16 protein-coding genes are annotated in these 19,189 nt (G+C 40.5%); all 16 read right to left on the bottom strand.

The features are described 5' to 3' along the window. Nucleotides 1-229: 229 nt before the first annotated feature. On the bottom strand, nt 230-1,954 hold the full coding sequence (locus tag ACH30E_RS02810) for a tetratricopeptide repeat protein (RefSeq protein ID WP_490823583.1): 1,725 nt from the start codon (nt 1,952-1,954) through the stop codon (nt 230-232). Nucleotides 1,955-2,164: 210 nt separating this feature from the next. Continuing rightward, nucleotides 2,165-2,635, bottom strand: coding sequence for a DUF559 domain-containing protein (locus ACH30E_RS02805; protein WP_490823582.1), 471 nt, complete (start codon nt 2,633-2,635; stop codon nt 2,165-2,167). Nucleotides 2,636-2,740: 105 nt separating this feature from the next. Next, nucleotides 2,741-2,872: a hypothetical protein gene (locus ACH30E_RS02800; protein WP_490823581.1), complete on the bottom strand. Its 132-nt coding sequence runs from the start codon at nt 2,870-2,872 to the stop codon at nt 2,741-2,743. Further along, the gene (locus ACH30E_RS02795; protein ID WP_490823580.1) at nt 2,859-5,321 is read right to left on the bottom strand and encodes a hypothetical protein; all 2,463 of its coding nucleotides are present in this window, start codon (nt 5,319-5,321) and stop codon (nt 2,859-2,861) included. Before ACH30E_RS02795 ends, ACH30E_RS02800 begins: the two co-directional genes overlap by 14 nt. Before the next feature lie 254 nt (nt 5,322-5,575). Continuing rightward, nucleotides 5,576-6,337 carry a GIY-YIG nuclease family protein gene (locus tag ACH30E_RS02790; RefSeq protein ID WP_490823579.1) on the bottom strand — a complete coding sequence of 254 codons (762 nt, stop codon included), beginning with the start codon at nt 6,335-6,337 and terminating at the stop codon, nt 5,576-5,578. Nucleotides 6,338-6,563: 226 nt separating this feature from the next. Beyond that, nucleotides 6,564-7,286, bottom strand: coding sequence for a hypothetical protein (locus ACH30E_RS02785; RefSeq protein WP_490838977.1), 723 nt, complete (start codon nt 7,284-7,286; stop codon nt 6,564-6,566). 171 nt (nt 7,287-7,457) lie between these two features. Next, nucleotides 7,458-8,213 (bottom strand): hypothetical protein, encoded by a 756-nt coding sequence (locus ACH30E_RS02780; RefSeq protein WP_490823577.1) that lies wholly within the window; start codon nt 8,211-8,213, stop codon nt 7,458-7,460. A gap of 172 nt (nt 8,214-8,385) precedes the next feature. Continuing rightward, a complete protein-coding gene (locus tag ACH30E_RS02775) occupies nt 8,386-10,233 on the bottom strand; it encodes an amidophosphoribosyltransferase (protein WP_490823576.1) in 1,848 nt (615 codons plus the stop codon). 54 nt (nt 10,234-10,287) lie between these two features. Continuing rightward, nucleotides 10,288-10,851 (bottom strand): NADPH-dependent FMN reductase, encoded by a 564-nt coding sequence (locus tag ACH30E_RS02770; RefSeq protein ID WP_490823575.1) that lies wholly within the window; start codon nt 10,849-10,851, stop codon nt 10,288-10,290. A 282-nt stretch (nt 10,852-11,133) separates the two neighbouring features. Beyond that, complete coding sequence (locus tag ACH30E_RS02765) at nt 11,134-11,517, bottom strand: OsmC family protein (RefSeq protein WP_490823574.1); 384 nt, start codon at nt 11,515-11,517, stop codon at nt 11,134-11,136. Between the two features lie 173 nt (nt 11,518-11,690). Then, complete coding sequence (locus ACH30E_RS02760; protein ID WP_490823573.1) at nt 11,691-12,218, bottom strand: YceI family protein; 528 nt, start codon at nt 12,216-12,218, stop codon at nt 11,691-11,693. Nucleotides 12,219-12,358: 140 nt separating this feature from the next. Then, the gene (locus ACH30E_RS02755; protein WP_294988820.1) at nt 12,359-13,231 is read right to left on the bottom strand and encodes a pirin family protein; all 873 of its coding nucleotides are present in this window, start codon (nt 13,229-13,231) and stop codon (nt 12,359-12,361) included. A 1-nt stretch (nt 13,232) separates the two neighbouring features. Then, nucleotides 13,233-13,952: a pirin family protein gene (locus tag ACH30E_RS02750; RefSeq protein WP_490823572.1), complete on the bottom strand. Its 720-nt coding sequence runs from the start codon at nt 13,950-13,952 to the stop codon at nt 13,233-13,235. 52 nt (nt 13,953-14,004) lie between these two features. Then, the gene (locus ACH30E_RS02745; protein WP_490823571.1) at nt 14,005-14,463 is read right to left on the bottom strand and encodes a MarR family winged helix-turn-helix transcriptional regulator; all 459 of its coding nucleotides are present in this window, start codon (nt 14,461-14,463) and stop codon (nt 14,005-14,007) included. Between the two features lie 207 nt (nt 14,464-14,670). Next, entirely contained in the window at nt 14,671-16,062 is a 1,392-nt protein-coding gene (locus ACH30E_RS02740; RefSeq protein WP_294988828.1) for a peptidylprolyl isomerase, read from the bottom strand. A gap of 160 nt (nt 16,063-16,222) precedes the next feature. Then, entirely contained in the window at nt 16,223-19,120 is a 2,898-nt protein-coding gene (gene infB / locus ACH30E_RS02735; RefSeq protein ID WP_490823570.1) for a translation initiation factor IF-2, read from the bottom strand. Nucleotides 19,121-19,189: the final 69 nt, after the last annotated feature.

Raw genomic sequence — 19,189 nt, 5'->3', positions numbered from 1 at the left:
TTATTAGACCAGCAACGGTAATTTCGGTTGCAAAATATTTGGTTTTAACTGGTTCGGCAACAGGTACTTGTAATTGGTTGTTTATACCAGCAATTGCGGAGCTGGTGTATTGATAGGTCTAATTGTTACCTGCTTTTCGCATGGTAGTAAAAATTGAATCGGGTGTTTAGGTGCTTTGTCAGCAACAACATCCAATTCATGCTTATCTCCCTTCTCCTTTGTAACATTATTATAGGCCAAAAGACGCGTTTATTTTAATGTCGGCGTACCTCCATGCTTTTTCAAAGCGACTTTGCACAAGCTGTGCCTCGGCTGTTTTACCCTGCTGTTGAAGTGCCTGCTGCAAACCAATCAGTGCCCAGCCATTTTCTTTCCAGGTGCTCAAATCTTCCAGGTATATTTTTTCAGCTGCTGCATAGTTTCCCGCCTGCAGCAAAGCCGTACCCAGGTGGTGGCGTACTGAGAAAAACCAATCGGGTGGTTCGTTATAATTCAGGTTGTCCTCAAAAGCAATGGCTTTGCGGAAAGCGACAATTGCTTTTTCATATTCTTTTTTGCTTCGGTAAATTTCTGCGGTGAGCAGGTTTTGTGCTATTTGCACAATATCATGCATGTTGTTAATGTCCCAGATGGTCAGTTCTTTTAACACAGGGTTTTTAGCCAATTCATTTAATTGAGATAGCTCCTTTACTGCTTTTGTCAAATCCTTCTTTCCCAAATAAGCCATTCCTTTGGCATAGTGCAGTATCGCCCTTGGGTATACCAACTCGTTTTCCAATGGTTTTATGGCAAGTAGTGAATCCCACATACCCAGTTTTACCCCTACATACCAGGGAATGGTATAATAATGCTGAAGCGTTCCCCAGCCCGGCTGCAGCATCACATCTTTAGCCGTTTTTTCCTGCACTTGTTTTGCGGCCTCCCAGGCCAGTTTTGCATTTCCTTCGAACATGGCCATAGCTGCTAAATAGTGGTAATTGTGCGGATAATAAGCAAGTGGGTATGCGCCTTGTGCATGACAGGTGGTTACATATGTACTATCTGTTTTTACTGCTGCTATATTGGATAGCACACCCAGGTGGTAGTCGCCTGTCCAGATGTAAATATGTGAGGGCATATGCACCAGGTGTCCGGAGCCTGGTACCAGACTCATCAGCAGGTTGGCAGCTGCAAGTCCACGCTCAGGCGTTTTCGAAGCTTCTACAGCATGGATGTAAAAATGAGGTGCACCGGGATGTTTGGGATATTGTTTGATTAATTTTTCCAGCACAGCTACAATTTCCTGCGCCCAGGGTCGCGGTTCTTTTGTTTTTTTATCGTACATATCCCAGGGATGCATATCCATCAGCGATTCTGCATAAAGCGCGCTGATATCCGGGTCTGTGCTGTATTTTTCATAAACTCTTTTCATGGCGCTGGAATAGGCCACATCGAGCTGACTGCGGTCTTTGGGTGGCTGCGGTGCATAACGATAAGTGAGTGCCTGAATAAGCGCTTTTTCTTTGTCGGTACTATTAACAGCATGCAACAGGGCTTTTTGGGTTGCTTCATATGCTCTCTGGTAATTATCGTCTTCCATACCGGCATTGTAGTTGGGGCCCAGTACATAAGCAAAACCCCAGTATGCCATGGCACAGGTTGAGTCGAGCCTTGTGGCTTCAAAAAATGACCGGGCCGCTTCTGCATGGTTAAAGCCATACGACAACATGAGTCCCTGGTTGAAATAATACTGTGCTTCCCTGTTGCTGGTAGTAATTTTAAAATCAATGCCCGCGAGTCCATTTAGCTTAGGGGCTTTGGTGCCTGCTGAATACCAGGCTTTATCTGTGGTTGGCGATGTACAGCCTATTACATTCTTTTTTCCAATAGCTGTTTGCGCATTTTCTTTTTCATTTGTTTGATGGCAACTGATTACCATCACAAAAACCAACACATAAGGAAACAGGTTTTTCATGTTGCTGCGTTTTAGGTGAATGAACGAAAAATAAATACTACTAAGGGATGTTGCTTTCGCTAGGGGTTGTTGCGAAGAGGTGTTGTCTGTGATCTGCCAGTTGGGGTGTCTTCGCGTAGGTTAAGATACAAAAGATGATGAGGATTGCAATAGGGTGAGGGGGATATTCTGTTGGGGAGCTTTAGTAAAAAACTGATATCACTCGAATTATTAGAAATACCGCTTTCTATTTTGACGCCTACTCTCAGTCAGGTAGTCTGTTATTAAATCTGCAGTTTGCTCTAAATCGTATTCAGCAAGCGAGTTTGGAATACGCAATGTCGAATACCCTTTTTTAAATGAGTATAAAGTTCGCTTTAAGTCAGACATGGCTTGCAGTCCATTATAAGCATGATGCATACCATCTACTTCAATATTCACCTTTGCATGTGGAACTGCGATATCAATCGATTTGAATCCATCTGACTTCTCAAGTTTTGCTGGTACTCCTCGATCCTTTAGAGCAAAATATAATTCAATTGCATTGTCTGTCACGCTAGTATATTCTAAAATATCATTGAACCAAATCTGACATTTTCGGCACAGTGGGTGACTATAATTTTCTAGTGAATAATTAAATACTCTAATGTCTATTATCGAATCACATTCTATACAACCAAGATTTCGATTATATTTTTTCATATGAGTTTTGATATTTCTGCGACGTTAAAGCATTGGCGATGTGGCGATATTCTGTGTTCCGTCTGCCCGGTGCCGCTGCTGATTAAAGATACAAAAGCTCATTGTTTATTCTGTTGCCTCGGCGTTATTCGTCTGCTGAAATCGAAGCTGAATAGTGAACAAAAAGCTGAGAATATATTCGTCGCCCCGCCATATTGCCAATGCCATGTTACCGGCAGTATTTTTAGATGTCTTCATAAACCTCGTCTTTGTCTAAGAAGCCAAATTCTTCTATTTGCGGTAAAATCTTTTTGGCAAGTGATTCGTTTGTCTTGCTTAGTTCTTTTATTTCGTCTGTAGCTAAATTGTGTTCGGTCAAACAACGTCTGATTTGATACCAACCTGCATCCCAAGTGTCAATTTTCCATTTGTTGGTTGCCATTTGGTTTAGGTTAGCGTAAAAGATTTTGTAAACTTCTTTTGCTTTTTCAATCACCTGGTTTGCTTCATCCGACAAGTTGTTTTTTGAAAGCCAATCCGCAACAAACCGATTTTGATCGTTTATGATTTGCAGTTTAAAGTCGGTGTCTTTAATTTCCCATTTTTTTATTTCTTGAAGTCGAAAAGGAAAGAAGTTGTTTTTTATTTGGTAAGTGTTTCCCAAATATTGAACATTCTTTAACGCTGTTGTTTCGTTAGAATTAGCGAACAAACTCCAAACTACACAGTCACTTAAAAACTCTTGTGTAGGCGCGTTACGTGGAATTAGAAATTGATTTCTGTCATTCAACCAAGTTTGTTTTGGGATTTTTCTTACTGCATGAAGTGTCAATGCTTTTTCAAAATTCTCTTTGTTTACTGTAAAAGCACCAGCACTTACACTTGGCGATGAAAGAATAGAAACGTAGCTATTATTTTGAAAGTCGTTGCCTTTACTACAAATAGAAGCTAAAAAATCAGGTCTTGCACGGTGTCTTGTATCTGTGTTGTCATCTCTTACAGTTATGCCATTACTCAAAGGTGGTAAGATGTACTCGTTAGAATTTTGAGGTCGAGGAAACCAATTGTTTAAAACATCTTTCTTTTCAATTAGCTGCAAATGTTTAACTCCAATGGTTTGAGCTTCTTCATTTGAAATGTCAATTTCAACGGATTTCTTTTGGCTTGGACTTGACAAGTTCCAAATCAAAAAACCGATTGGATATTTTCCTTTTACACCATGAAAAGTTGTTGACTTAAATAGAAATCCTTTCTCGTATTTGAAATTAAAAAACTTATCCCTATATTCGATGCTGTCTGGGGCATTTAAATACTTCAATTTGGAAAACATTCCTAAGTAAGATTTCTTAGGAAGTTCGTGAGCAATGCGAAACATAAATTGAGCAAACAACTCTCTTTTTACATGCCCTGCATCTTCTTTATCCATTGCAAGTTCAACTTTAGTTTTACTTACACCTTTTTTGCTTTCTCCTGTTGCCCCGCCAACTTGTGCTGTAGCAAATGGTGGGTTAATGTAGACAACCCACGTAATATTCGGGTCTGCTAATTCGTCTCTTAGTTTTTTTGGTAATTTCCAATTAGGTTCAAATGGCAAGTTGCCTTTGTTAAAAACGTATTCTACATCGTCATTCAGGTAATCGTATTGAAAACAAGTGGCGTTTGGAAAAACTTTTTTCAAATGGTCTGCTTCGCTTCCATGAAGCGTGGACATATACAGATACTTGTATGCTTCGGCAGGCAAATGATATTCAAGGTTACCCGTTCCAGCAGCCATATCCCAAATTCTGAACTTACCTGATTTGTACCAATTTTTTCCAAGAACTTCGTTCCAATAATGAACAGCCTTTTGTCCAAAACGCAAAGGCGTATAAAACTCACCTTCAAACCTTCTTTGGCTTTCGTCTGTAAGTCGGTCTAGCTTTGCGTGAATGCCATTTATGGTTTCAGCCTTTTCTACATAATCATAAACACTCCAAAAATAGTCGTAGTCCTTCATCAGGACTTTTTGTGTTTTTGAGTTTTTATCTTCAAATGTGAAAACTACACGGCTATTATCTTTATCTATAATTACTTTATCTCGCTGGATATTGGCAAGAAAATAAAATGATGGTTTGTAGCCATTTACGATGTAAGGTCCAATAACAGATTTCCAATGTTCAAAAACGGCTTCAAAATTTTCTTCATTGATTACCTTCTTATCACCAAAATCCAATATCATTTGTGGATTTAAAGCATTGTCCAGATTTTTCTTAAATGCTTCCTGCTCTTGTTTTTTAGTAATAGAATAAACATGAAGTTTCCCTGTTTCTGGTTCTTTTACCAAATGGTCAACAAGTTTCGGGTCAGGCTTGCTTGCTGGTCTTTCCCAATCGTAAGCGTCGTTGGTATAGTAAGTTGTCCACTTACGAGTTTCCGTAATTGTAGCTTCGTTTTTGTCGGCAATGCAAATAAAAAATGGAATTGCCTTTTCAACCTCAATATATTTCAGTCGTCTAATGTAATAGAGCGATTGAGCAAGAATTGTCGCAAGGGCTTTTAAGTTGTGAAAGTTCTTATCTGCTTTAAATTCAAAAAGAACTTGAGGTGTATATAAGTCGTTTCTGTGTGACGTGTTATACTTAATCTTAAAATAAGTAGCGTAAATACCTCTTACTTCATCCTCCTGTGTCGATTTGTCAAGCTGTCTTTTAAATTCTTCAAATGTCATTTGTCCTGTTTGCTTGTAAATTTAGGGTGTCTCGTAATATTGCCGGTAACGGACAGGGCTTTATGCAGGCTGGGAATTAGTATTCCGTCTGCCCACAACCGCTGCTGATTGAAAATATAAAGTTGAATTTAAGAACTAAAGTTGAAAGTTGTTTGTCCAGCCCTAACCAAAGCCAGGATTTGCAATTTGTTGATGTTTGCTGGTCACGCCCAACTTGCATAAAACCCAATGTTGTGTGTTCGTTTTTCTTCGTGTCAAGATAAACGAACTGCAATTGGCGAAATAATGTCAACCTTCATTGTGTCGTTAGGTGTAAAATTATTTTTAATCCAGTTCCGAAGTTCTTTGCCACCCATTATTCTTGGTGTTCCGTTTTTATTTGCTGTCCGATTGATGTAACCTTGAATTGTTGTGTCGCCACTTGAGCCAAGTTGTATGTCAATAGTAGCATTGTCAGCCCCAAACATTTCCGAATATTCTCGTCCAACATTGAAGAAGCCTTGATTGTAATAAGCCTGTCCAAGTAAAATATTAATAGTCGATAAAACAGGAATGAGTGCGGTAGTTGGTTTTGGCTCTTTTGAAAGCTCTGGCTTTTCACTTTCTGTGTCAATTGGAATTAGATTTAGTCCAGATAAATTCCAGTCAGGATTTATCTCATAAATCAACGTGTCTTCAAGTCCTGCTGCAAGATTAATTCTAAAGTCGCCATACCTTAAAAGTCCATTGTCGGTTAAAATGAAAATGTCAACTGGCTGGTCGTTGTCAAGTAAATTTTTAATTGCTGTATTTACTCTAATGTTTGTTGTCTGCGAAGGACCTGGGTTTTGATAGCCATACATTCTTTGCGACAACTGCATTTTGGTTTTGCCAATATATTTGATGTCGCCATTAGAAATAAAACTATAAAGAACATTTGTTGTCGTGTGGTGTGAAGTCAAATTGTATTTAATTGCTTCGTTATTAAGTGTCCAGTGTCCTACCGAAATAAAACCGATGTTTAATAATCTGTTCATAAGTGAAGGGTCGTTTTAAAATGAAATACAACGTTGAAGCATTGGCGATGTGGCGGCATTCATTGAACGTCCAGCCCGGAACTGCTGCTGATTAAAGATACAAAAGCTTATTGTTTATTCTACCGCTCGGCGTTATTCGTCTGCCAAAACCGAACCTGATTAGCGAACAAACAGATGAGAATTTATTCGATCGCCAGCATAGCAGCAAACCCCATGTTTTACTCAGTCATTGAGTTTTATAGTCCAAAAAAATCAAAATACTTGCTAGTCTTTCACCCGATATTTTATCAAGTGATTCGCTCAACGACTTTAACTCTGGATCAGCTGTTGATACTTTTGCCTTTCTTGATTTTAAGTCATTTAATGCGATAGAAAGGAACTTTAAAATATTTCGGTTAATATTTCTTGTAAAAACTCTTTTTAAAACATTTTGATCCTCATCTAAAAGTTCTTCTTTAGAAAGTAAATATTTAATGAAATCAATTGAGTCAGATATAAAAGTTACCGTTTGAATAATTCGATCTCTATTATTATTTGTGAAAATTTCAATACTCTTATCCGAGTCCTTTATCGTATCATAAAAATCAACGGCTGCATTAAAATCAACAAAGTTTGGTTTTTTCCAAATTTCATCTAGGTTATTGTCGAATTTAAATTCTCGAAGCGCTGAGTTAAATGTGTTTACTTGAGATGAAAGTAGATTTAGGAGAAATTCTAATTTAAACCGGTACTTTGAATCTTCAATTTCTTTTTGTTGCAATATAAAGGTGTATGCAATCCCCAAAAATGCTATTCCAGAAAAAAGTGCATTTATTGCACCGAACATATCGCCAAAAGTTCCTCGCTCGGTAGGTTCTTTAAAGATATAAAATATCGCAAGACCTGAACCGGCCCAAAGAATAAAAATTGCAATGGCTATTTTAATTATAGAGTTCATATTTTTCATCATGATAGGTTGGAACTTTTGATGTCATCAGCATTGCGTATAAAGGTTTACATATTGCTGATGGTTGAGAATTTGGAAAACTCAATCCAATCATTTGCACAAATTCCCAGTTGAATTACAAATGTTAAGTTTACACTATCAGCCCTATTGTCAATGCAATGTTATATGCAGGATTTACCTAGTTCTCAGTGCCTCAAAAACTTCTTTATCCTGAAATGTTGAAATACCTGACTTTACATTGTTACAAAAATAGTCAGGATATTCATTTACAATTATTCTGTCAGCTATCTTTTGGGGTGTTGGATATTGTTTTCGTTCTGGCTTGGTAGCTGTCGCTATAATAAAATCAAAGTCATTTAGTTTGTCTGTCCAATTGAAATTTAGTAAACCTTGTTTATTAAGTACTGGCAATTCCTGTCCAATCTTATATTCGTCTGGATTAAAGCCATTACTGTATTTTTTGCTCCAATAGGACAACATCAATTTTGCTTGATTAAATTTCTCTGAAGTTTCAATTAGAATTTTAGGGTTTACCGAAATTGTCAGTGTACCCCAACCCCAATTAAATTTGTCATTGTCAATAATTGTTTTTTTACGTTCTGATTTTATTAGCTCTGCAGTTTGTCCTTCCAATTTTTTAAAGTCTATTGGATTGTTCTTAAAGGGAACAAATACTGCTTGTCCTATTTGGCTGTCTTCGTTACAGTCGTTTGAAAAAACCATAGAAAACGTACAACTTCTTTCCGATGAAACCCTACCATAGCGAATTGGTGCTGGAACTAAAATTTGTTTGTCAACCGCTAAAGAGTTATTACGCCAATTTTTTCTCTGTTCGTCGTTGTCCCAAAGAAGAGAACCAATTATAAGAATTCCACCGTTTAGAGAAATATCCATTTTTTCGTTTTCTTTAATCTTTTGAAGTGTGTCCATAAGCTTGCATACAATTCATAAATATACACAACCACTCACATATATACAATATATAAATACAATTGAAACTCAATATTCTACCCAATTTTCAATAACACATTACTTACCAAAAAACAAAAGCACCCTATTCTTCATAAGATGCTTTGCGTTCTATCAGTAAAATCAATTTGTATCAATACCCCCTCACATTCTTTCCTTCAATAAAATTCAAAAATGCTTTATTCACCACTTTATTACCGCCCGGTGTTGGGTAATTACCGGTAAAATACCAGTCGCCGGTATTGGTGGGGCAGCTGTGGTGCAGGTCTTCAATGGTTTGGTAAATGACTTCTACCGGTGTATCTATTTCAGCCGGTGTAATGAGCTGTGCAATTTTCTCTGAGATCTCTTCAGGCGTAAATGGCTTGTATACCTGGCGAACCACGTTCTCGGTATGTAACTGACCATTACGTGCCAGCTCTTTTATTTTCTCATGTACTTCGGTAAGTACATGTTCCATATTCTTTTCTTTCAGTAAAGCAATGGCGGCACGGAAAGCAATAAAATCGCCCAGTTTACTCATGTCTATACCATAACAATCCGGATAGCGGATCTGCGGTGCAGATGATACCACGATTATTTTTTTGGGCTTCAGCCTAGCCAGCATGCGCACAATACTTTCCTTCAGGGTAGTACCTCGTACAATACTGTCGTCTATCACCACCAGTGTATCTTCACCCGCACGTACGGTACCATAGGTTACGTCGTATACGTGCTGTACCATTTCGTTACGGTTGGCATCCTCAGTTATGAATGTGCGGAGCTTTACGTCTTTGATGGCTATCTTCTCCTGGCGAATTTTCCGGTTCACCATTTCTTCCAGCTTATCGGGCGTAAAATCGTTGCCCCAGCTAAGTATACGCTCTACCTTTATTTTATTGAGGTATTGCTCCATTCCTTTTACCAACCCATAAAATGCTACTTCGGCGGTATTGGGTATATAGGAGAAGATGGTATTTTTTAAATCGTGGTTAATACGTTCCAGCACCGTCTGGCTCAGGTGATGACCCAGCGCAATTCTTTCGCGGTATATTTTTTCATCGCTGCCACGGGAGAAATAAATGCGTTCAAAACTACATGCCCTTCTTTCCTGTGGTTCCAGTATTTTTTCTATCGCATAATTGCCCTTATCGTCTACAATAATGGCCATACCCGGCATCAGCTCCATCACTTCATTCTCACCCACATTAAAAGTAGTTCTGATGGCAGCACGCTCACTGGCCGCTACAATTACTTCATCATTGATATAATAATAAGCCGGACGAATACCATGCGCATCTCTCATAACAAAACTCGATCCGTTACCCAATAAACCTCCAATGGTATATCCTCCATCGAATAAAGGCGTGGCTTTTTGTAAAACAGCTTTTAATTCTGCCGCATTCGGACGTAACTCATCTTCCTTAGCCAGAAAATGATGTAATACTTCCATCATGGCAGCCAGGTCACTTTGTTTCTGGAAATCACCAGGACTCATATTAATGAGGTCGAACAATTCATCGGTATTTACCAGGTTGAAATTACCTGCCAGCGCCAGGTTTTTACCCGGCATGAGGTCGCGTTTGATAAAAGGGTGACAGAATTCAATATTATTCTTACCCTGTGTACCATAACGCAGGTGGCCAAGCAACAGTTCTCCCATAAAAGGCAGGTGGCCTTTCATTAAACCAGGATGTTGTTTGATGTCGGCCTGGTATTTCTCCAGTTCCTGAATCTCCTGGCCTATTTTAAAGAAAATATCGGCGATGGGTTGTGGCGCACTGCTTCTTAAGCGATAGAGAAAGGGGTTTCCTGGCTCGGTATTCAGTTTCACAGCGGCGATACCCGCACCATCCTGGCCACGGTTATGCTGTTTTTCCATCAGCAGGTACAGCTTGTTCAGGCCGTAGGTTACCGTTCCATGCTTTTGCAGATAATAAGAGAAAGGTTTCCGGAGTCGAATATAGGCGAGCCCACATTCGTGTTTGATCTCGTCGCTCATGATATATTTTAAAAAGAAGTGGCGAAGTTAACAACTCCGCCACGTTTTATAAAGTTAATTGTACAATGTGCTCATTTCCGGTCTCAGGGTTTCGGCCAACCAAAGGAACTCATTGGTAAACAGGTCGATAGACTTACTAAAAGATTCATCTATCAAATCACCGTTTTCATTGAATTTTTTATCTACAAAGGGTGTTACCAGCATATATGGTGATGTAATACCAAATAAAGCCGGTACCAGCAGCAATAATTGCTGACTCGCCCTCATCCCCCCCATTGCACCGGTTGATGCGGTAACCAGTCCAAATGGCTTATGGCTCTGCTTAGGGAAATGATCCATCAGGTTCTGTAATGCCGGCGAATAACTGCCATTGTATTCCGGTGTTACCAGTATAAAAGCATCTGCGGCAAACATTCGTTCTGCCAGTGGTTTGAAGGCTTCTGGTGTATTTTCTACCGAATTAAATACTTTCTCAAGTAGCGGTAATTTCCAGTCGCGCACATCAATAATATTTACCTGGTGCTGTGTAGTGGCTGTAAGGTGTTTTTGTAAGAACAATGCCAGCCTGTGTGTTACGCTATTTGTTCTGGGACTTCCAGAAATTATTTCTATGTTCATTTTTTGCAAGTTTGGGGTGCTTGGTCCATGGTTAGCGCCATTTTTTTTCTTTTCCATGGACTATGGACCATCGACTATGTACTAATAACAATAATCTTTCTCTTCTGTTCAGTATGCAAGCTACTATACTATGCTGCTCGGGTACTTGTTGCAGCTCATTTCTATGAGATTCTTCCGTTTATCGAAAATTCTCTGCGAAACCACTGCTTACTCCTTTCTCTGCGGTGAACCTACACGAATATTCACCGCAGAGAAAGGAGGTAACGGAGTTTTCACAGAGATTTATTGGGTTATGGAGGTATGCATTTCAATACTTCCACTCAGGGTTTTGGAGACGGGGCAGAGTTTGGCTATTTGTAAGAGCCTTTCTTTCTGTTCAGTATCCAGGTTGCCTTTTAGCGTAATATTTCTGGTGAAGACTGTTTTGCCATCTGTTCTTTCCAACTTTACGTCTACCTCTACTCCTTCCAGTTGCCACTGTTTTCTGTCGGCATACATGCGCAGGGTTACTGCAGTACAACTAGCCAGCGATGCTTCCAACAATTCATCAGGTGTTGGAGCTGTATCCTGTCCTCCCTTCTCCTCGGGTTCATCCGCTGCAAATAAATGCCTGCCGTTATCCAATTGTACCCGATATTTTGTTGTTGCAATGCTGGCTTTTGTCATACTGATAAATTTTTGGGTGAATTGTCAATCGTGAATGGTGAATAGGGAGTGGTTATAAATTATAGCATTATATTATTTCCGGGACTTTTGTAATTTAATCAATCTATCGTCATTTCTTCCTACCGTAAAACTAAATGCTCCTCATTCACCATTCACCATTGACAATTCACAACTTACGCCTGCTTAATCATCTGAACCGCTAAGTGCAGTTTTACTTCATCGCTTACTACTACACCACCTGCTTCAGTTACAGCTCCCCAGCCGAGACCGAATTCTTTACGGTTGATTTTACCGTTGATTTCGAAACCGGCTTTTGCCTGTCCCCAAGGGTCTACCATTGAACCACCAAATTCAACTGCCAGGTCTACTGTTTTCGTTACATCACGAATGGTTAAATCGCCTGTAAGGGTGTATTCATCGTCAGATTTTTTAGTAAAGCTTTTTGATACGAATGTAAGCTTAGGGAATTTTTCAGCCGCAAAGAAATCATCACTTTTCAGGTGACCATCACGTTGTTCGTTATTTGTATTCACACTATCAACATCTGCTTCGAAAGAAATTTTCGCATCGCTGAAATCAGCGGCTTCGCTTTCCATGGTTGCATCAAATTTGGTAAAGCTACCGGTTACATTGGTGATCATCAGGTGTTTTACTTTGAAAGTAATTTCACTGTGTGCTGCATCGATTTTGTAAGTTGCCATTTTGTTTGAGTTTTTATTTTTGTTTTAATATTTATTGCCACTGAAGGCACTGAATAACACTGAATTTTTAGTGAATGGTCAATTGTGAATGGTGAATGCATTGAACTATTATTCACCATTCACAATTGACCATTCACACCTCACTCCTCAATCAGCACCCCCATCTTACCAAGCTGATAGTCGCGGAAGGCTTCCATGAGTTCGGTTTGGTTATTCATTACGAATGGACCATGAGAGGCTACGGGTTCGTTGAGGGGTTCGCCGGTTCCGATGAATATTGTACTGTCTTCTGTTGCTGTTACTTCAAAACCTGTACCATCGTTGTTGAATACGGCTACGTATTTCCCATCTACTTCTCCGTCTCCTGTTATGTTTACTTTTCCCTGTAATACATAAATGAATGCATTATGTGTTTCAGGTATTTCAAAAAAGAATTTTCCGCCTTTGCTGAATGTTGCTGTGAATGTGTTTACGGGTGATAAGGTTTTGATCGGACCTTTTACGCCATTCAGCTCACCAGCAATGATGTTTATGCTAACGAGTCCATCAGCCGTTTTTACAACAGGTGTCTCTTCTGCGGTTAATGGTTGATAAGAAGGCTGATCCATTTTATGTTTAGCAGGAGTGTTAACCCATAGCTGAATCAGTTCCTGGCGTCCGCCAATTTCATGGATATCTGCTGGTGGTCTTTCGCTATGAATTACGCCCATACCTGCATTCATCCATTGTGTACCACCGGCATAAACAACATTATCGTTACCTCTGCTATCGCGGTGGTGTACGCCTCCTTTGAATATAAAACTCACGGGTGAGAAGCCACGGTGAGGGTGTGCGCCTACACCTGCATGTTTTACATCAATATGTGTAGGTACTTTTATATCTGCGTGGTGCAACAACAGAAAGGGATCTATTCTTTCTGCTTTCTGTGATGGAAAGGGTTGCCTTATCGGCATTCCGCCCATATCCATCGGTGTTGCGTATAAAATACTTTTTATGGTTCTGTATGTTTCCATGTTATGCCTCCTTTACGGTCATTGGAACATCAATTAATAAAATTTCTGCAGCGGTATCGGCTTTAATGTCGAGGGTAGTTGTTTCTGTAATACCTAAACCATCTCTTGTATTCAGTTGTTGTCCGTTAACGGTAACATCTCCACTGATTACAAAAACATACACCCCGTTTTCTTTTCTTTTGATCTCGTATTTTTTCTCAATACCTGCTTCCAGGTTAGCCAGAGAAAACCATGCATCCTGGTTAATCCATACTGCATTATCATCATCGGGAGCTACAACGGTAAGCACCTGGTTCAAACGATCTTCTGGTTTGAAGGATTTTTGCTGGTAGCGGGGTTCAATATCCCTTTCTTTAGGGAAAACCCATACCTGTAAAAATTTTACTTCTTTGTCATGATTAGCATTGGTTTCGCTATGTGCTATACCACTGCCTGCACTCATTATCTGAACATCGTGTTGGCGGATTATTTCATCCCTACCGGTTGTGTCTTTATGGTGCAGGTCGCCATATAAGGGTATGGATACGATCTCCATATTATCGTGTGGGTGTTTGGAGAAACCCATACCGCCCTGCACGCTATCGTCATTCAATACACGCAATGCACCAAAGTGTAAGCGATCTGGATTGTAATAATGACCAAAACTGAATGTATGAGAGCTATTGAGCCAGCCATGGTTTGCATGTCCACGTGTACCGGCTTTGTGTAATACTGTTTTCATTTGATTTCCTTTTTTATAATACATGTATATACATGTATTTGTTTAAAAAATTTTAGTTTTCGTTTTCCCTTATTTTTTCCAGGAGCTCATTGATACTTGCTGCATCTGTTTCACAGATGGTAATGTTTTCAGCATAGGCTGCATCAAGTTGTTTGGTGCTGGCTTCCAGTACTGCAATACCACTTTGGGTAAGTGATATCACGGTTTCTCTTTTGTCTGTTTCAGAAGTAGCCCTCTTTACCAGTTTCTTGATTTCCAGTCTGTCAATGATCCTTGGAACATTAGAGTTCTTCTCAATCATTCTGCAGGCTATATCTTTTACACACATCAATTCAGGGTGTTTCCCCTTGAGAATGCGCAAAACATTGTACTGCTCATGTGTTAATCCGAACTCCTTCAATTCTTTACTCATCACTGTCTTTAGCCACCAGGCCGTGTACAGTATATTCAATCCTGCCTTCTGCACTTCGCTTTTGAATTTTGTACTTTGTATGGCTTTTTCGAGTTTCACAATACAAATGTATGTACATACATCTAATTTTCCAAATAAATTTTTATTTTCCTGTAATATGACTGATTATCAACAGTTTACAAGAAACTCTATAGCTCAAAAAATTAGATGTATAAATCAAGGAGGGGTTGGAAACAGAAAAATGTCCAATCTCCAACCCTTCATTTGGACATTGGACATTGGACATTTCTCTGTTCCTCTGTTGTCTTAGTTCTTTCTGTCTTTAGCTGCTTTATCCGCGGCTGCTTTCCAGTCTTTCAGGCTTTCGCAACTCACGAAATCCTTATCGATGGAAACAAAATAGGTTGGGATATGCGATTTGAACCATTTCTCCAGGGCCTCATTCTTCTTATACTCCAAAGCACGCTGTGCAATACGGTTATAATCGTCCATCAGGTTTTCTCTATGTGGTTCTGTTCTGCGTTTCAGGTATAGTAGGCGTACTGCTTTTCGGCCACGCTCATCGGTATAAACCTGTGGTGCAGAATATTCACCTGGTTTCAGGTCTTTTAATGCAACAACCATATCCTTATCGAGCATATCAATACTCAGGAAGATATTGCCATCCTGACCAGAAGTAATCGCACCGGCATTGAACTTACTGTTTTCGTCTTCACTGTATTTGCTTACGGCTTCACCAAAACTGATTGTACCAGCTTTCAGTTGTGTTCTTACGGTATCTAATTTAGTTACGGACTCTTTAATTTCATCTTCCGTTACCGGTGGTATACGCAATATATGACGTACTACCGCTTCATCACCCGAACGCGACAATAACTGAATAATATGTAATCCGAATTTTGATTTAATTACCTGTGATACCTGGTTTTCCTTCAAACGGAATGAAGTCGAAAGAAAGGTAGGATCCCAGTTGCGATCGTTTCTATTCAATGTGTATTGTCCACCAGCGTCTTTACTTCCAGGATCTTCTGAATAAAGTTTTACCAGTGCCTCAAATTTCTGTGCGCCACTTTCTACCAGCTTTTTGTATTCATTCATCTGCTTCATCACATATTCTTCCACATCGCGGTTGGCTTTTGGAATCACTACGATCTGACTAAGCTCCACTTCACTTTCATAGAAGGGTAGACTGTCTTTCGGAATTTTATTATAGAAAGCTTTTACCTCAGTAGGCGTAATTTTTACCGTTTCAATGATTTTGCTTTGCATCTGCTCGGCCATCTTCTGCTCACGGAAACTTGACCTGAAATCTTCTTTTAACTGGTAAATGGTTTTACCAGCGATTTCTTCGAGGATATCTTTTGAACCATATTGCTGAATGGCAGCTCGGATACGGTTATCGATGGTAGCATCAATTTCTTCTTCGGTTACCGACAGCGAATCTTTTTCTGCCTGCAATACCAATGCTTTTTGGATGAGCTGGCTTTCAAGAATCTGGCATTCGGTAGGAATAATCACATTTTCTTGTCCCTGGTACTGCCTTTTCATATCTGAAATAGCATTCAGTACATCAGAACGAAGGATGATCCTATCACCAACCTGACCCACAATTTTATCTGCCACTACTTTTTTAGTCTGGCCCATTACAGATACCATTGCGGCACCAAGCATCAAAACAATCAGAAATACCTTTTTCATATTTATACTATGATCGCCAAATTTAGGCATTTGGCTCTTCTTTCCCTTTTCAGGTCTACGTTTTAACAAAAAAGCTACAAGCTTCAAGCCGCAAGCCGCAAGCTTCTGGCTTTTTGGCGTTTGGCTTACCGCTTGTAGCTTGTGGCTTGAAGCTTATGGCTTATAAAGTTCTCTTCACTTCCTCTTCCTCAAAAGCTTCCACGATATCACCTACTTTAAGGTCGTTGAAGTTTTTGATGGTAAGACCGCATTCCATATTCGATACTACTTCTTTCACATCGTCTTTGAAACGTTTCAGGCTGCCCAGTTCTGCTGCCTGTCCTTCACCTTTCGGATATTCCACGATACCATCACGGATGATACGGATTTTACTGTTCCGGCTGATTTTACCTTCGAGTACAAAACATCCGGCAACGGTGGCTTTATCGAATTTGTACACTTCGCGTACTTCCACGTTGGCAGTAATTTTCTCCTGAATCTTCGGTTCAAGCATCCCTTCCATCGCACTTTTAATTTCGTCGATAGCGGTATAGATGATTGAGTATAACTTAATCTGTACACCTTCATTTTCAGAAAGGCGGTTTGCCTGCATTGATGGACGAACGTTAAAGCCAATGATGATGGCATCTGATGCAGTTGCCAGCAATACATCACTTTCAGAGATTTGTCCAACCCCTTTGTGTACCACTCTTACCGCAATTTCTTCGGTAGAAAGTTTCTGTAATGAATCGCTCAACGCTTCTACAGAACCATCCACATCACCTTTGATGATGATATTTAGTTCCTTAAAGTTTCCGAGTGCCAAACGGCGTCCGATCTCATCAAGTGTAATATGTTTTCTTGCACGTAATCCCTGCTCACGTAATATCTGTGCACGTTTGGTTGCTGTTTCTTTTGCTTCACCCTCGTCTTCAAACACTTTAAATTTCTCACCGGCCTGAGGTGCACCATTCAAACCAAGTATTACTACCGGTGTAGATGGTGGTGCTTCTTCAATACGCTGATTACGTTCGTTGAACATGGCTTTAACACGACCATAGTGCTGACCCGATACAATCAGATCGCCCTGGCGAAGGGTACCGTTCTGTACCAGGATGGTGGCAACATAACCACGTCCTTTATCGAGCGATGCTTCGATGATGGTTCCGGCAGCTTCTCTATCCGGGTTTGCTTTGAGGTCGAGTAATTCAGCTTCAAGCAATACTTTTTCCAATAATAGATCTACATTCAAACCTTGTTTTGCAGAAAGTTCCTGGTTCTGGAATTTACCACCCCATGCTTCTACCAGGATATTCATCTGGGAAAGTTGCTCGTATATTTTCTGCGGATTAGCTCCGTCTTTATCAATTTTATTTACCGCAAAAATCATCGGCACATTCGCTGCCTGTGAGTGACTAATAGCTTCACGGGTTTGTGGCATCACTGCATCATCTGCTGCTACGACGATGATAGATATATCCGTCACTTTCGCACCACGTGCACGCATCGCGGTAAAGGCTTCGTGACCCGGTGTATCCAGGAAGGTAATGGCTTTACCATTTGGTAAGGTTACTTCATAGGCACCGATGTGCTGGGTAATACCCCCTGCTTCACCAGCTACCACATTCGCATTACGGATATAATCGAGCAATGATGTTTTACCATGGTCAACGTGACCCATGATCGTAACGATCGGTGGTCTTGGAACCAGGTCCTCTTCGCTGTCATCATCATCCTCATCATCAAATTCATCTGTTTCATCAACACCGATAAACTCAACTTCAAAACCAAATTCACTTGCTACCAGTTCAATAACTTCTGCATCCAGGCGCTGGTTAATAGACACCATGATACCGAGGTTCATACATTTACCAATTACATCGGCAAAACTTACATCCATGAGGTTAGCCAATTCACTTACGGTAACAAATTCTGTTACCTGCAGTTTATTGTCTTCCGCCATTTCATTACCCATGGCTTCGGCTGCTTCATCACGTTTTGCTCTTCTATATTTTGCTTTCAGGCTCTTTCCGCGACCACCTGTACCGGCCAGTTTGGCCTGTGTTTCACGGATTTTTTCCTGAATTGCTTTTTGATCTATTTCTTTTTCTTCTACCTGACCACCGCCACGTTTTCTATCGCGGTTACCACCTCCACGGTTATTACCGCCGGCATTATTACCACGGTTAAATCCACCGCCGCCTTGTTGTCCGCCACGGTTATTGGCCGGTACGATCGGACGGTTTGGACCTGTTAACGGACGGCCATCCGGACCAACCTGCGGTGGTGCGCCACCTTCTTTTTTGTCTACAGGAATGCGTTTGCGTTTACGCTTTTCATCCCTTGCAGCAGGTTTTGGACGTGTATCGCTGTTAACAGGAAGTTCAATTTTGCCGAGGATTTTTGGTCCTTCCAGTTTTTCTGCCCTGATATTTTCAATCACGGGTGGTGCTTCTGTTTCCTCAGGAGCCACAACCGGAGTTGGTGCTGGTGCCGGAGGTTCAGGCGTTGCGGCCGGAGCAGGTTTTGCTTTTGTTTCCGTAGGTGGCGGAGCCGGTGTTTCTTCTTTTTTCTTAGCCGCTTTTTTAGGGCGGGTAGAAGAATCGATAGCCGAAAGATCAATTTTATTGATCACTTTTGGCGCTTCTATTTCCGGTGCTTCTGCTTTTACTACCTCTGGTGTTACTGGTTTTTCCTCAACTGGAGCTGGTGCCACCGGTGGTTCAGGTGCTTTTTCTTCTGCTACCGGTTCTGGTTTCACTTCCGGCTTAGGCTCTTCTTTCGGTGCTGCTTTCTTTTCCTCTTTTTTAACAAAAGAAATTTCTTCTTCGTCTTTTTTCTTCTTCGCTTCTGCCTGTGCGGCTTTGGGTATCTCTACCTGATCGGCCTTGTTTTTGGCAACCTTATCCCCCTGGAACTCTGCCTGGAGGGCATAGTACTGGTCTTCCGTAAGCTTTGCGGTAGGCTTCAGGTCATCTTTAGTAAATCCTTTCTTCACCAGGAAGTCAATCAGGGTATCCTGACCTATATTAAACTCCTTGGCGGCTGCTAACAGTCTTGGTAATTTCAGTTCTGACATTCAAAGTTTTTTGGTCCATAGTCCATAGTCAATGGCCCATGGACTATGGACTATTGTCCATGGACGAAT

The organism is Sediminibacterium sp. FW305-C-61, assembly GCF_058231065.1.
Note: the sequence above shows the minus strand (reverse complement) of the source record. Positions and strands in the feature narration are given on the sequence as shown.

Coding starts and splice junctions, on each gene's coding strand:
- ACH30E_RS02810 (WP_490823583.1), bottom strand. CDS start 1,954: ATGAAAAACCTGTTTCCTTATGTGTTGGTTTTTGTGATGGTAATCAGT.
- ACH30E_RS02805 (WP_490823582.1), bottom strand. CDS start 2,635: ATGAAAAAATATAATCGAAATCTTGGTTGTATAGAATGTGATTCGATA.
- ACH30E_RS02800 (WP_490823581.1), bottom strand. CDS start 2,872: ATGAAGACATCTAAAAATACTGCCGGTAACATGGCATTGGCAATATGG.
- ACH30E_RS02795 (WP_490823580.1), bottom strand. CDS start 5,321: ATGACATTTGAAGAATTTAAAAGACAGCTTGACAAATCGACACAGGAG.
- ACH30E_RS02790 (WP_490823579.1), bottom strand. CDS start 6,337: ATGAACAGATTATTAAACATCGGTTTTATTTCGGTAGGACACTGGACA.
- ACH30E_RS02785 (WP_490838977.1), bottom strand. CDS start 7,286: ATGATGAAAAATATGAACTCTATAATTAAAATAGCCATTGCAATTTTT.
- ACH30E_RS02780 (WP_490823577.1), bottom strand. CDS start 8,213: ATGGACACACTTCAAAAGATTAAAGAAAACGAAAAAATGGATATTTCT.
- ACH30E_RS02775 (WP_490823576.1), bottom strand. CDS start 10,233: ATGAGCGACGAGATCAAACACGAATGTGGGCTCGCCTATATTCGACTC.
- ACH30E_RS02770 (WP_490823575.1), bottom strand. CDS start 10,851: ATGAACATAGAAATAATTTCTGGAAGTCCCAGAACAAATAGCGTAACA.
- ACH30E_RS02765 (WP_490823574.1), bottom strand. CDS start 11,517: ATGACAAAAGCCAGCATTGCAACAACAAAATATCGGGTACAATTGGAT.
- ACH30E_RS02760 (WP_490823573.1), bottom strand. CDS start 12,218: ATGGCAACTTACAAAATCGATGCAGCACACAGTGAAATTACTTTCAAA.
- ACH30E_RS02755 (WP_294988820.1), bottom strand. CDS start 13,231: ATGGAAACATACAGAACCATAAAAAGTATTTTATACGCAACACCGATG.
- ACH30E_RS02750 (WP_490823572.1), bottom strand. CDS start 13,952: ATGAAAACAGTATTACACAAAGCCGGTACACGTGGACATGCAAACCAT.
- ACH30E_RS02740 (WP_294988828.1), bottom strand. CDS start 16,062: ATGAAAAAGGTATTTCTGATTGTTTTGATGCTTGGTGCCGCAATGGTA.
- infB (WP_490823570.1), bottom strand. CDS start 19,120: ATGTCAGAACTGAAATTACCAAGACTGTTAGCAGCCGCCAAGGAGTTT.